Raw genomic sequence first — 14542 nt, 5'->3', positions numbered from 1 at the left:
TTTACTAATTAACATGAAGCACATTGTACTTGTTTTTATATTTCTCATATGGCAACTGTCGTTTACCCAAACGGTAGAAAAGCTACCATATTCTGAAATGCCAGAATACCCAAAAGAGATTACGGCGAGTACAATAGCTGCGAGAATGGTGGATGCTCTGGGTTTTCGGTTTTATTGGGCTTCGGACAGTTTAATTGAAAAGGATCTAAATTTTAAAGCAAATGCTGACGGAAGAACGTCGTTTGAGACGATTCAGCATATTTACGATTTATCTCAAATTATCGTCAATGCAACTTTGAATCGCTCTAATTCAAGTAATGACAACGACTTAAATTATTTAGAACTGCGCTCCAAAACATTACATAACCTTAAATCTGCAGCAGATATTTTAAGAAACAGTGATGACGTTTCACAGTTTAAAATTAAATTTGGTGAACGTGAATTCCCATTCTGGAATCAAATCAATGGACCGATAACCGATGCGATTTGGCATTGCGGACAATTATCCATTTATCGACGTACAACTGGAAATCCTATAAACCCGAAAGTGAATTTCTTTACAGGTAAACTTCGCGAGTAGGAATCTAATTCACGGCTCATAAAATTCAAAAGATGCGTGCTTTTCACTTGTTTACTTTATTGGTTTTATTTGGTTGTTTTACGTCTACTGCACAAGCGCAACAAGATCTATTATTTAGAGTTATCGATAAAGCATCGCAACAAGCCGTTCCGTATGCCACCATTCAGTTTGCTAATAATAAACAGGGTACTGTTTCTAATGTTCTCGGCGATTTCTAGATACCTATTCGATATAAGAATGAAAACGATATTCTTATAATAAGCTGTATTGGTTACAGTACAAAACGGTTAAAACTTGAAACGTTAACGTCTAAGCCATATCATACAATTTATCTCGTGCCCAAAACTGAATCGCTTAATGAAGTCGTTATAAACGCCAAAGAGAAAAAGAAACTATCGGCTTGGCAAATCGTAAAGAAAGCCATAACGCTTATTGAAGATAATCACCCCATCAAACCGTTTTCATACATTGGTTATTATAGAGATTATCAATTTGTAGATGAAGAATATGTCAACTTAAATGAAGGCATAGTAGAAGTTTTTGATCAAGGGTTTCGAACGCATAAAATTAGCGATCCACTAAATAACACAGCATTATATAGTTATAAATTAAATCCGAATTATATTCAAGATACTTTGTTAAGCAATGCCGTCTACAACACTTCTAAACAGATTAGAGCGGGGAAAATGGGAAGCAGTATTAATAATGAACTAACGTTATTAGATATTCATAATCCAATTAGAAATTTTAATACTGGTAGTTTTTCATTTGTATATATTTTGGAAAAAGACTTTGTTAAAAATCATAAATTTTATAACCAAGGAATCGTCTTTTTAGATGACGAAGAACTATATAAGATTCAGTTTTCATCGAAACAAAATCTAGCAGGTAATAATTACACAGCCAATGGAACTATTTATGTCGCCAAAGACGATTTTTCAATACATCGGTTTAATTACAAATTATTTTCTAACAGACCGAGGAAATTAGTTTTCAATATTAACATAGAATATAAAAGACAAGCGAATAATAAAATGTATTTAAACTACATTACATTTAATAATAACTTTTTTATTACAGAAAATGACGCCTTAAAGATTGAAAGTTCATTTTACGATAAAAACCGCGGTTCATTTATTATTAAGTTCAATAGAGCTATAGCTAAAGAATCCTTAGAAAAAAGTAACAATGTTAAATTAGCGTTTAATGATAAAAATTTATCCATTCACAGACTAAATCTCACATCACCGAAAACGGTTGAAGTAAAGTTTAAAAATCAAATTTCGGATTTTTTGAATAATCAAAACGCTGTCGATCGAGCTTTCTTTGATCTGAAACTCAAAAATTTTGAGGATATTCTAGGGTTTACAATGGGAAAATCAAAAATTGAAGGTTATCAATTTAGAGAACTTTTCGTGCAACGTGTATTTGTAGATCGTAAATCACCGGGTAATTTAAATTATTTAAATAAAGGCAAGTCACTTAGACACGCACCATTAAATGCTGTAGATATAAACGATTATTGGTTAAACTCGCCATTAAAACAAATTAAAGAAAGCAAGTTCGATTAGAGAATTTGGTGTTTATAAAAGTATAATTACACCTAAAATTAGTGTACCGTTTCTACATAACTTAGCCAGCATTTGGTTTTATATGTTATAGGTATATAATAAAGTGAACCAATCAGTATACAAAAAAATTCATCACGTAATGAATGTTTGAAATTTTAGAACCTGAAATAAGGTTGTAGCTTATCTTATTTCAGACTTAGTTCTAAAGTCGGTCTTCGGCCTGACTTTCTACAGATTTACCATACTCATCTCTATAAATTTTGACTAAAGCCATAAAAATACTAACTAGTAATGGTCCAAAAATTAAACCTATAAAGCCAAACAACGGCACGCCAACAATTACACCTATAAGCGTGACTAATGGATGTACATTATCTAATTTCTTTAAGACGTAAAGTCGAATAAGATTATCGGTAGAGCCAACAACTACAAAACCATAAATTAAGATTCCCCACGCTTGAAATGATTGACCAGTAGATAAGGTGAGAATAAATACAGGTAGAATACCAACGAGCGTACCCACGAAGGGTATCATTGAACCAATAGTAACAATTACAAACCAAAAGAAGGGTTCTTGAATTCCGAATATAAGAAAGCCAATTAATGCTATAATGCCTTGAGCCAAAGCAACTAAAGGGATGCCAATAGCATTAGATTTTACCATGGCTTGTATTTCAAGACCTATTTCGTTGAGATTATTTGTATTCATCGGAATGTAATTGCGTAAAGATTCTCGCAATTTTTTTCGATTGGTTAACATAAAATAAAGCATAAAATACATTAAACCGAGCGCTATGAATAAGTTAAACGTATCTCCGGCCATGCTTTGTAAACTTTCAGAAAGCCATGAGGTTATGGATTGTGTATCTATTTGAGAATTTATATCAATTCCAGATTTACTTTCTAATCTACCGGTTTGTTCTTTAAAAGCATCAATCACCTTCTCACTGTTATTAGCGACATCAGAAATTTTATTACCTAACATAATTCCAAAGCCAGCGAGTGGAATTAGAACGACTATAAACGAAACGACCATTAACATAATGGCAGCTAACGCAGGTTTCCACTTATGCCGTTTTACCAATCGTTTCATCAACTTTCTTAACAAAATATAAAAGGTAATGGCACCCAAAACCCCACTCAAATAAGGCAGTAATTCTCGAAAAATTAAGGTACCAGTAAGTAAGATTAATAGTAAAACAAAAATCTGACGTATTATCTTAGGTGCAATTTGTTTCATTAAGGCTAGTATTATATTACTCAAAGGTAATTGTAAACCTTATGGAAACATACTCTAAATCAGCAAAAGATTAACGCAGTTAAATTAATTTTACAAAGAAATTTCAATTTGATTTTTTAAAATATCATCAAATGTTTCTCGTTTTCTAATGAGCTGCGGTTTGCCCTTATAAAGCAATACTTCTGCAGGTCGGTAACGGGAATTGTAGTTGCTTGCCATAGAGTAACAATAGGCACCCGCATTTTTAAAGCAAAGAATATCTCCCTCGTTTATTTCAGAAATCCTTCTATTATTGGCAAAAGTATCAGTTTCACAAATATAACCGACAACCGAATAAAAACGTGCACGACCTTTGGGATTAGAAATATTTAAAATGTCGTGCTGAGAACCATATAACATTGGTCTTATTAAATGATTAAAGCCCGAATCAATTTGGGCAAAAACGGTTGAGGTCGTCTGTTTTACAACATTAACTTTGGCTAAAAATACGCCAGCTTCACTCACTAAAAATTTACCGGGTTCAAATGCTAAGGTTAAATCCTTTCCATAGGATTTACAAAATTCATTGAAACGCTGCGATAATTTTTCACCCAGTTCTTCGATGTTGGTTTCAATATCTCCCTTTTTATAGGGAACTTTAAAGCCTGAACCAAAATCAATAAACTCAAGATTATTAAAGTGTTTCGCCGTTTCAAATAAAATTTCACTAGCATATAAAAAGACATCAATATCTAAAATATCACTTCCAGTATGCATGTGAATACCGTTGATATTCATTTTAGTGTTTTCAATAATTCGAAGTAAAAGCGGAATTTGATGTATTGATATTCCGAATTTACTATCTATATGACCCACGGAAATATTAGTATTTCCACCAGCCATCACATGTGGATTTATACGAATACACACCGGAACTTTAGGATGTTTGGTTCCAAATTGTTCTAAAATAGAAAGATTGTCTATATTTATTTGAACTCCAAGTTTTGCCGCCTCTTCAATCTCTTCTAACGAAACTCCATTTGGTGTATAAATAATATCTTCAGGTTTAAAACCCGCTTTTAATCCTAACCTTAATTCTTGAATAGAAACCGTATCAATACCAGAACCTAATTTGTTAAATAATTTTAAAACAGAAATATTAGATAGTGCTTTAACCGCGTAATTGAGTTTCAGGTGTTTTACCTTACTGAATGCTTTTGTTAAACGTTTGTACTGTGACTCTATTTTTTCAGCATCGTAAACATAAACAGGACTTCCAAAATCCTGCGCTATTTCTAATAAGGTGTTTTCCTTCATTTTGTATGTGGTATTAAAGTTATGTGGCGAAAGTAAATGTATTCCTTTTTATAATCATAAAAATATTAAAATATTCTTATTTTTATACAAAATGTTAAATAATTTACAAAATGAAAACTATTGCATCTTGCGTTCAGGAAATTATAGTGGCAAGCCCCTTTTTAGAAGATGGTTTATCTAGAGGGATTATTAATTTTTCTGCGCTAGCTAAAGATTTAAATGCTCCAATTTCAAAAATGCTACGAAAACCTGTAAAGGATGGTGCGATTATGATGGCTTTACGCCGTTATCAACAACCTCTTAACTTGGAAAATTCGAAAAAGTTGAAGCATACATTTAATGAAATCGGGGATATTACAGTGCGTTCAAATTTAAGTGATTTTACATTTCAGAATTCTAAAACACTGATTCATAGCCATTCAAAAATTTTAGAACAAATAAGTGAAAATCATCAGATATTTTATGCTTTTACGCGAGGTATGTTTGAAAGTAATATTATAATTTCAACCTCAGAGAAAATCAATATTCTTAACGCTTTCGAAAATGAAACACAAATTGGGTTTCAAGAAAAATTATCTGCCATTAGCATTTATTTACCAAAAGGGAATTCTAAAATCGTAGGATTGTACTATCAAATTTTTAAACGGTTAGCTTGGGAAAACATTACTTTATATGAAGTGGTTTCCACAACCAATGAGTTTACGATAGTTGTAGAGGATCCTTTGGTAGACAAAGCATTTTCTGCCATAAAGCGATTAATTGATTGAACTTGAAGCTTACCTATTATAACGAATTAAATCAATTTTAAAAATTATTGGTAGAAACTATTAGTATGCTTACTTTTGTCTGACCAATAAATTTCTTATCAAAAATGAATTTACACGAATATCAAGGAAAAGAATTATTAAGCAGTTTTGGAGTACGTATACAACGTGGTATTGTTGCTCAAAGTGCTAAAGAAGCTGTCGACGCAGCGAAGCAATTAACAGCTGAAACTGCTACAGGTTGGCATGTTATAAAAGCACAGGTTCATGCAGGTGGACGTGGAAAAGGTGGCGGAGTAAAATTGGCCAAAAACCTAAAAGAAGTTGAAGATATCGCAGGTCAAATCATAGGAATGGATTTGGTAACACCTCAAACTTCAGCCGAAGGAAAACGTGTGCACCAAGTTTTAGTTGCAGAAGATGTTTATTATCCTGGCGAAAATGAGCCAAATGAATATTACATGTCTGTATTATTAAATCGTGCTACGGGTAGAAATATGATTGTGTATTCTACAGAAGGAGGTATGGATATTGAAACGGTTGCAGAAGAGACTCCACATTTAATACATAACGAAGAAATTGATCCGGCTACAGGGATTTTACCTTTTCAAGCAAGACGTATAGCCTTTAACTTAGGTTTATCTGGAACTGCTTTTAAAGAAATGACCAAATTTGTTACCGCTTTATATACAGCTTATGATAAATCGGATGCGTCTTTATTTGAAATCAACCCCGTGTTAAAAACGAGTGATGATAAAATAATGGCGGTAGATGCCAAAGTAACTTTAGATGCTAATGCGTTATATAGACATAGAGATTTAGCACAATTACGTGATTTACGTGAAGAAAACCAGATTGAAGTTGAAGCAGGTGCTTTAGGTTTAAACTACGTGGACTTAGACGGAAACGTAGGTTGTATGGTAAATGGTGCTGGTTTAGCAATGGCAACTATGGATTTAATTAAGCAAGCAGGTGGTGAACCAGCTAACTTTTTAGATGTTGGTGGAACTGCTGATGCTGCTAGAGTAGAAGCGGCTTTTAAAATTATATTAAAAGATCCTGCAGTAAAAGCTATCTTAATAAATATTTTTGGTGGAATTGTGCGTTGTGATAGAGTAGCACAAGGTGTTATTGATGCTTATAAAAATATGGGTAACATTTCTGTACCAATCATTGTACGTTTACAAGGTACCAACGCAGACATCGCTAAAGAATTAATTGACAATTCTGGATTGGATGTTATGAGTGCTACTGAATTCCAAGAAGCAGCTGATAAAGTGCAACAGGTTTTAGGATAAACATTGATTATTGTTTAAAGTTTTTATGCTGAATTCATTTTAGTATATAACTTAACAAATATTATAACATAAAAAGAGCAACATTAATTTGTTGCTCTTTTTAGTTTTAATTAGTACATATTTGAAATAAACCTTTGGCCAAATAATTATAATAATATAGTCCGCTGTGTGCTTAAGCATATAGTTTAGTCAATTTAAAATAACCGAATCGAAAATCTAGCAAGTCCAGTGGCTACCAGAGTTAGTGAGTTGTTTAGGACTAACCATTATCTAGCCCTTATTCAGTAACAGAACTCCAGTTTTCTCCTGTTTTAATTCTTTTAATTTGGGTTTCAGATACTCCAAAACGTTTGGCGATCATATTAATTCGAGTTCTATTATTTTTTAATTGACGTTTAATAATTTTTACTTTTCCTGCATTCAACTTACCAATATTTTTACTTCGTTTTTTAACAACTTCTTCCCAATCAGGATGGCGGAATTGATGAAGTTCCTTTTCTCTTTTGGTTGCCCACTTTAGATTTTCAATGCGATTGTCTGTTTTGTCATAATTTAGATGAATAACACAAACTCCATTATTTTTTTCCAGAAAATGTTCTGCAATAAGTCTGTGTACATATCTACTTGTTTGTTTTCCATTCTTTTTTTGCTTTAAAGGCAAATTTTGATATCCGTTTATAAACGTTTCTTTTACAAGAAATTCTTCGTCAGTTTTACAGTTTAAAATTCTACCGTAGTTAGAAATTTTAAATTTCTCTTCCTCTGAAATTTTGTCGTCAAATTCAATCTCTTTCCATTCTTCTTTCCAATAATTTCGTATCATTTTCTGCTTTTTTCTCTTTTATTTTTAAATGGTGGATAACGTATTTGTGTATGATTGCGTTACCTGTTTTTCGCACTAAGTTAACAAATAATTCGCAGATAGAAAATATGCAAGCCCCATGCCTAGGGTTGAGGACGTTAGTCTATATCTTAAAAATTAATTATTAACGGTTTTATATTTAGCGTTTGTTCCGCTGTTTAATTATTTTCTAAAACTTGAATTATGGTATTCTGAAATTTTTCTGATTGATCGGGATGTATGTGATGCCTAGAATTTTCAAATACGAACAAGACTTTTCCTAGCGTATTTATTTGTTAAATTTTACGTTAGGATAGTCAATTTCGTAAAGTGATACATTTATTGCGTTATACAAAGAATTTCCAATTTGAGTTAAGGCTTTAAATGGAATAGATTTCTCCCGTTTTATTTAATTCTATTATTAAATTTTCTTGCATATACGTCGTAAAAGTCAAATGGGATTTATTTTAATTCGTTTTGAATTAAAGTTTAATGTGTCCTTTTCTCAAAATTTAGATTTATCAAAATTACTCTTTACGTATGCTTTATCTAAATTTTCTGCTTTTAAATAAAATGTGCGATAGTGATTAATATTAATATGAAGTTATAACATCTTCATAATCAGCAATTATAATGTGAACATTTTTGTACCAATAAATTGCATCCTTAGACATTAAGTAGTCTTATATCAACTTTATATATCTAATAAAATATTTCACCTATAATAATTAAGAAACCTATGGTAATTAATTAGACTATAGTTTTTGTTTAATTATGCACAACTTATGAATTACGCTACTTATTTTAAATGATCCTAGTAAAAACAGATCAAACTAAATTAAATTTTTTGGTTGACTAAGATTAATTATAATTCCCAATTTATCACTGAATATTTAAAACTAATGCTTACTCTTTTTTCTTTTTCTCTCCTTTTTTTGGCATCGGCCCACGTAAATGAATAATCAATCCATTGAGGAAATTTCTAAGAATTTGGTCGCCACATGCCATAAATTTAGGGTGGTCTTCATTTCTAAACATGGCGTTCAGCTCACTTTTAGAAATTCGGAAATCTACTAATTCTAATATCTTTACTATATCGTCGTCTCTTAGCTTATGCGCTACTCTTAGTTTTTTAAAAATGTCGTTGTTCGTCATAGTTCGTTATTTGTATTTAATTGTTGATTATAAGATATTGATAGCCTTCTCCAAATTGCTGAGCCCAAAATTCCTCATTGTGTTGTCCACCTCCAATGCTATGGAATTCAAATTGAGTGGTTTTAACTCCTTTAGATTTCAATAAGCTGATCATTTCTTCTAATTTCGGAAGCATAGTTTCCCCTTCATCTGTACCTGCTACGAAATAAAACTTTGAGGATTCTGGTATGTCCGTAGTATTTACTAAATCAAAAATTTCAGGGTTTATCCAAAAGGCTGGTGAGAATACCCCAGCGTTTCCAAAGGTTTTGGGGTATTTGATCGTAGCATAAAATGAAATTAAACCACCTAACGACGACCCCATAATAGTTGTGTTTTTAGCTTCAGATTTTGTTCTGTATGCCACATCGACGTGTGGTTTTAAAGTGTGCTTTATAAAGGACACATATGCTTCACCCTGTCCGCCACCATGTTTTTTGTGCTCATATGGAGTAAGCTCATCAATACGTTTTTCGTTGCCGTGTTCTATGCCAATGATAATACTTTTGTTAACCAATAAGGAGTCCATGTATTCATCGATTTCCCATTCGCCAGCATAAGCCGTAGCAATATCAAATAAGTTCTGCGCATCGTGCATGTATAAGACAGGATACGATTTTTTAGAATTTTTATAATCTGAAGGTAAATAAACCCAAATAGTTTTTAATGCATTAAGTTGCGGGCTTGCGATCTCAAATTTCGTAACCTGTTTAGATGCAGTGCTTTGAGCGCCTACTTTATTTATAATAAATGCTAGAATTAGCATGTATAAATACCTGAATTTCATGCTTTAACAAGTTTCTAATATTGATAAACGTTGAAAAAAATCGACAAATTACGTGTAATTTTTCGACAAGATACATTATATCAACGACAATAAAATAATACAAGTCTTTAACTTTACATTATTAAATAATAGCTTCTCAATTATGATAAACCGTGCTGAAAAATTGAGCTTACTTTCTGAGATGATTGCATTCGCTCAAACAGATGAAAATATAAAATCTATTGAATATAATTTTTTATTCAGTATTGCAAAACAATTAGATATCTCCAAAGAAGATTTTCAATATCTTTTTGAACACCCCGTTACCTATGTACATTTAAAATCGCATAGCGAACGAATAGTCCAATTTCATAGACTTGTGCTTTTGATGAATCTAGATCATAAAGTATCTTCCAAACAATTGGTAAAAATACATAATTTCGGTTTGCGTATGGGGTTAAGTCATGAATCTATAAATAGAGTTTTGGATTTGATGGATAGTTTTCCTAATAAGATTGTTCCACCTGATTTTTTAATTGATATTTTTAAGGTGCAGTATAATTAATGTTCACTGTTCAGAGTTGATCGTCTTCGACGGGTTATTGTTGAAAAAAAATAAGTTATTGGGTTATTGAGTAATTGAAGACATGTCTCTAATTGCTGTGTGAATCCTCGGTGCAATATTCATGAATCTCTGCTCAATTTTTTTTATGTAATTTTCCGCGTCAGTCTCTTACATTCCGTTCACTTCAAACGTCCTCAGCTTACAGTTTTGAAATTTAGTTTTTGATATATAATCTCCTTACGCCTCTGCGCAAGATTTCCCTACATCCGTCCACCATCTTCCGTCAATTTTATACTTTTCACCAACAACCAACAACCAACAACCAACAACCAACAACCAACAACCAACAACCAACCAAGCTTTAAACCTTCAGCTTTTCCAACTTACTCTGATAAGCTGTGATTTCATCTCTAAAACGAGCCGCTTCTAAAAAATCTAAGGCTTTCGCTGCTTGTTCCATCAGTTTTCGACGTTCCCGTATTTTCTTTTCAAGTTCGCCTTTATTTAAATATTCACTTTCTGGTTCGGCCGCGATTTTCGCATCTAATTCTGTTCGGTATGTACTTACCGAATTTTTTGCTAATACGCTATCTAAACTTTTCTTTAAAGCCTGTGGAGTAATATTATGTTTAGTGTTATAAGCAATTTGCTTTTCACGTCGGTATTCAGTTTCGTCAATAGTTTGCTGCATACTTTTTGTAATCTTATCAGCATACATAATTGCTTTGCCGTTAAGGTTTCTTGCAGCTCTACCAACGGTTTGGGTTAAGGATCTGTTAGAGCGTAAAAATCCTTCTTTATCCGCATCTAAAATGGCGACTAAAGAAACTTCAGGTAAATCTAATCCTTCACGCAATAAATTCACACCAACCAACACATCAAAAATTCCTTTTCTTAAATCTTGCATAATTTCTACACGTTCTAGAGTGTCAACATCACTATGGATGTAACGACAACGGATAGAAATACGGGTGAGGTATTTTACCAACTCTTCAGCCATTCTTTTGGTTAACGTAGTTACCAAAGTACGCTCGTCTTTTTCAACACGCGTTTGTATTTCTTCTATTAAATCATCAATCTGGTTTAAACTTGGACGCACTTCAATAACCGGATCTAATAAACCCGTTGGCCGAATAACTTGCTCTACGTAAACTCCATCCGTTTTTTGCATTTCGTAATCTGCAGGTGTAGCTGAAACGTAGATAACCTGATTTTGAAGCGCTTCAAATTCTTCAAACTTTAAAGGTCTATTGTCCATAGCTGCGGGAAGTCTAAAACCGTAATCTACTAAATTCACTTTTCTGCTACGATCGCCTCCATACATTGCATGCACCTGAGATATAGTCACGTGGCTTTCATCGACCACCATTAAATAGTCATCGGGAAAATAATCTAACAAACAGAAGGGCCGTGTGCCTGGCAATCTACCATCTAAATAGCGAGAATAGTTTTCAATACCAGAGCAATAACCTAATTCGCGAATCATTTCTAAATCGAATTCCGTACGTTCTTTTAATCGTTTCGCTTCGAGGTGTTTTCCGATGTCTTTAAAATAATCATGTTGTTTTACCAAATCATCTTGGATATCTCTTATAGCCCCATTTAGCACATCAGGCGAAGTTACAAACATATTTGCGGGGTAGATATTCAATCTGTCATAACGTTCTACAATTTCGTTTGTGCGAGCATCAAAAGCTTCAATTTCTTCAATTTCATCGCCAAAAAAATGTATTCTGAAGGCATGGTCGGCATAACCAGGAAATACATCTACCGTGTCCCCTTTAATTCTGAAGTTTCCGTTTTTAAATTCAGCTTCAGTTCTCGCATATAAACTTTGTACCAATTGATGCAATAATTTAGTTCTCGATATAACTTGATCACGCTCAATAGAAATTACATTTTTTTGAAATTCTACAGGGTTCCCAATACCGTATAAACAAGACACGGAAGCCACAACAATTACATCGCGGCGACCAGAGAGTAGGGAAGAGGTGGTGCTCAATCTCATCTTCTCAATTTCCTCATTTATGGATAGATCCTTTTCTATATAAACCCCTGAAACCGGTATGTATGCTTCGGGCTGGTAATAATCGTAATAGGATACAAAATACTCCACCGCATTGTCTGGAAAGAACTGTTTAAATTCTGAATAGAGTTGTGCTGCTAACGTTTTGTTATGTGCTAACACCAATGTTGGTCGCTGTACATTTTCAATTACATTAGCTACGGTAAAGGTTTTTCCAGACCCTGTAACGCCTAACAAGGTTTGGTATTTTTCTTTGTTTTCTATACCTGTTGCTAATTGTTTAATAGCACTTGGCTGGTCTCCTGTGGGTTTGAATTCTGATTCAATTTTAAATCGCATAAAGCAAAGTTACGAATAAGAATTAAGCTCTTAAATGTTTTTTATTTCAGTAATTAATAGTTACTCGGCAGTAAATTTCATTTAAAGAATACTAGGGTCTCAAATAGGTGTTTTTTTAACACAGTTAGACTCTATTTTATGAATTGAGCCTAATCTAAATAAACTATATTGTTATTTAGATTAAGCTCAAAACAGATTGGTATTGTACGAAGTCTTTTTATAAAGATACTGTATTAATTGTTATTCAACCACGATTTTTTTTGTTAGAATTTGGTCACCACTCCTAATTTTAAATAGATAAATTCCAGAATTTAATTCGGATATATTAAGTTCATTCCTATGTCTGAAGACATTCACTTGCTTTCCTAACACGTCGTAAATTTCAACACTATCTATGGGGTTTTTAGACATAATATATACTTTGTCTGTTGCTGGGTTTGGAAAGATCGATACATCTAACATTTCGTTGAAAGTAGTATTGAGTGTTGTATTACCGGTGTATTCGTTCACGGCCCCAGCAAGCGAAATAACATAAAAAGAGGAGAGTGCATTAATTCCTAACATACCTTCACCAGAGGAGTCGGGATCGGTATCATTTTCAAATAATCGTGCCTCAGAGTTTCCGTCAGATGGCGTAAAGGTCATCCAGAGCACTGCTACATCGGCCTCTAAAACTCCCACATAGTTAGCACCACCTGTGGAATTAAATACGTAAAAATCATTTTCAGAAGCAGCTGCAGGACTTCGGATAACACCTGCAGGATTAAAATTGGAAACACTTTCGCTAGTATGTGCCAATGTTCTTGTTCCTGATACTCCATCTGTGGGGAAAACGATCGTTACAGAAGCAGTGCCAGCAACGGTTGGTGGAGTTTCTGCTGTGGTATCTCTTGTTACATATAGTTCGTAGAAAGAACTCTCTGAATTCCAATTTAAACTGAAAGTCACACTTTGAGCAAATAAAGATGTCGTGCAAATTGCTATTGCGAAAATTGTAATTATTGTTTTCATAATTTATTGGTTTTTAGTTGTTTAATATGTCTAAGGTTTGTTCTAATCTTTGAAAATCGCGATTAAGTTGAGCCGCACTTCTTAGGACCGAAGGTGATGGTAATTGCTCCTCGAAGAAATTGTACTGTGAGCTAAAACTGGTATTCAATGGAAATAGAATAATTGATAGTAATATTTGATTGTTTTCGTTTGAAAAAGATACATTACCATCAAGAAAAATATCAGATTGAAGATAGCCATCAACAAAATCATAGCTTGAACTAAAACTTGTATTTGTCGGAAACAACACAATATCTACTAACACACGGTTCACGTCTCCTGAAAAATTAATCAGACCATCGCCATTGGCATCACCAGCCCATAGTGCCATCTTGCCAGATGTGAGTTCTGCTCTTGCTTGCGAACCATACGTATTTGTAGTAATATTAGTAAAATCAACCACCACAGGATCTGATGAACGTGACATTGGTATTGGTGTATTAGTCATAGTACCCAAATGGTTTTTATGATTTACAACCACATAATAATTATCGGCTGCTACATTAAGATTTATGTAAGATGTTCCGTTAGTGTCTACGACATCTCCATCGCGTTGTAATAAAGCAGATTGTGAAAATATTACAGAAGTATTATTTGTTTTATTTCGAAGTTCTATCCACACCCAATCTACTATAGCATTATTACCAGTAACATTAAATACCGAAGCATTACAAGTGGCCCCATCTGTATATGGACTTGTGGTTGGTATAAAACCAGACGCACGTAAATTGTCGTTCATTAATCCTGCGTTTGTTGGATTGAGAATAGGCCCTTGTAAAAAGAGTTTTGGATGAATACGGATTTTAAGATCTGCATTTATAAAACCTTCAGATACTAAAATACCTCCAGCATTTAATTCTTGTACGTTGACTTCTCCTATTGTATAGAGCATTTGGATTCCCCCAGCAGTTACTGATGCTCCACCAGAATCGATACTGAATTTTTCTATGGATTGAGCATTACTCCAATTGGCAAAACTCATTATAACTAGAATCATTAAAAGTGTTCTCAT

14 protein-coding genes are annotated in these 14542 nt (G+C 33.3%); 6 read left to right on the top strand and 8 right to left on the bottom strand.

From position 1 onward, the window contains the following. Positions 1 to 13: 13 nt before the first annotated feature. The 3 genes from QMA06_RS12135 to QMA06_RS12125 all read left to right on the top strand — a co-directional run bounded on the left by QMA06_RS12135 (position 14) and on the right by QMA06_RS12125 (position 2151). Positions 14 to 580 (top strand): hypothetical protein, encoded by a 567-nt coding sequence (locus QMA06_RS12135; protein ID WP_290207130.1) that lies wholly within the window; start codon positions 14 to 16, stop codon positions 578 to 580. 32 nt (positions 581 to 612) lie between these two features. Beyond that, positions 613 to 798: a peptidase associated/transthyretin-like domain-containing protein gene (locus QMA06_RS12130; RefSeq protein ID WP_290207129.1), complete on the top strand. Its 186-nt coding sequence runs from the start codon at positions 613 to 615 to the stop codon at positions 796 to 798. Between the two features lie 117 nt (positions 799 to 915). Continuing rightward, positions 916 to 2151, top strand: coding sequence for a hypothetical protein (locus tag QMA06_RS12125; RefSeq protein ID WP_290207128.1), 1236 nt, complete (start codon positions 916 to 918; stop codon positions 2149 to 2151). Positions 2152 to 2353: 202 nt separating this feature from the next. On the opposite strand, the gene QMA06_RS12120 is transcribed toward QMA06_RS12125, so the two are convergent. Further along, positions 2354 to 3391 carry an AI-2E family transporter gene (locus QMA06_RS12120; protein ID WP_290207127.1) on the bottom strand — a complete coding sequence of 346 codons (1038 nt, stop codon included), beginning with the start codon at positions 3389 to 3391 and terminating at the stop codon, positions 2354 to 2356. A gap of 90 nt (positions 3392 to 3481) precedes the next feature. Continuing rightward, a complete protein-coding gene (lysA, locus tag QMA06_RS12115; RefSeq protein ID WP_290207239.1) occupies positions 3482 to 4729 on the bottom strand; it encodes a diaminopimelate decarboxylase in 1248 nt (415 codons plus the stop codon). Positions 4730 to 4797: 68 nt separating this feature from the next. Here lysA and QMA06_RS12110 point away from each other — a divergent pair, with 68 nt between their 5' ends. Together QMA06_RS12110 and sucC are read left to right on the top strand one after the other, a co-directional pair. Next, positions 4798 to 5454, top strand: coding sequence for a hypothetical protein (locus tag QMA06_RS12110; protein ID WP_290207126.1), 657 nt, complete (start codon positions 4798 to 4800; stop codon positions 5452 to 5454). Positions 5455 to 5558: 104 nt separating this feature from the next. Then, positions 5559 to 6749, top strand: a complete 1191-nt coding sequence (sucC, locus tag QMA06_RS12105) for an ADP-forming succinate--CoA ligase subunit beta (protein WP_290207125.1) — start codon at positions 5559 to 5561, stop codon at positions 6747 to 6749. A 277-nt stretch (positions 6750 to 7026) separates the two neighbouring features. On the opposite strand, the gene QMA06_RS12100 is transcribed toward sucC, so the two are convergent. From QMA06_RS12100 to QMA06_RS12090, 3 genes are all read right to left on the bottom strand, one after another. Beyond that, a complete protein-coding gene (locus QMA06_RS12100; RefSeq protein ID WP_290207124.1) occupies positions 7027 to 7572 on the bottom strand; it encodes an HNH endonuclease signature motif containing protein in 546 nt (181 codons plus the stop codon). A gap of 924 nt (positions 7573 to 8496) precedes the next feature. Next, on the bottom strand, positions 8497 to 8745 hold the full coding sequence (locus QMA06_RS12095) for a DUF1456 family protein (RefSeq protein WP_290207123.1): 249 nt from the start codon (positions 8743 to 8745) through the stop codon (positions 8497 to 8499). Between the two features lie 16 nt (positions 8746 to 8761). Beyond that, positions 8762 to 9571, bottom strand: coding sequence for an alpha/beta hydrolase (locus QMA06_RS12090; RefSeq protein ID WP_290207122.1), 810 nt, complete (start codon positions 9569 to 9571; stop codon positions 8762 to 8764). A 142-nt stretch (positions 9572 to 9713) separates the two neighbouring features. Between QMA06_RS12090 and QMA06_RS12085 the strand changes: the two genes are divergently transcribed. Beyond that, positions 9714 to 10115: a TerB family tellurite resistance protein gene (locus QMA06_RS12085; protein ID WP_290207121.1), complete on the top strand. Its 402-nt coding sequence runs from the start codon at positions 9714 to 9716 to the stop codon at positions 10113 to 10115. Between the two features lie 361 nt (positions 10116 to 10476). Here QMA06_RS12085 and uvrB read toward each other — a convergent pair whose 3' ends face one another. From uvrB to QMA06_RS12070, 3 genes are all read right to left on the bottom strand, one after another. After that, complete coding sequence (uvrB, locus tag QMA06_RS12080) at positions 10477 to 12480, bottom strand: excinuclease ABC subunit UvrB (RefSeq protein ID WP_290207119.1); 2004 nt, start codon at positions 12478 to 12480, stop codon at positions 10477 to 10479. Positions 12481 to 12720: 240 nt separating this feature from the next. Continuing rightward, on the bottom strand, positions 12721 to 13491 hold the full coding sequence (locus tag QMA06_RS12075) for a T9SS type A sorting domain-containing protein (RefSeq protein ID WP_290207118.1): 771 nt from the start codon (positions 13489 to 13491) through the stop codon (positions 12721 to 12723). A 13-nt stretch (positions 13492 to 13504) separates the two neighbouring features. Further along, the gene (locus tag QMA06_RS12070; RefSeq protein ID WP_290207117.1) at positions 13505 to 14542 is read right to left on the bottom strand and encodes a hemagglutinin protein; all 1038 of its coding nucleotides are present in this window, start codon (positions 14540 to 14542) and stop codon (positions 13505 to 13507) included.

Origin of the sequence: Winogradskyella bathintestinalis (genome assembly GCF_030407435.1) — a bacterium.
Taxonomy (GTDB): Bacteria; Bacteroidota; Bacteroidia; order Flavobacteriales; family Flavobacteriaceae; genus Winogradskyella; species Winogradskyella bathintestinalis.
This window is presented reverse-complemented; position numbering and strand designations above follow the sequence as displayed.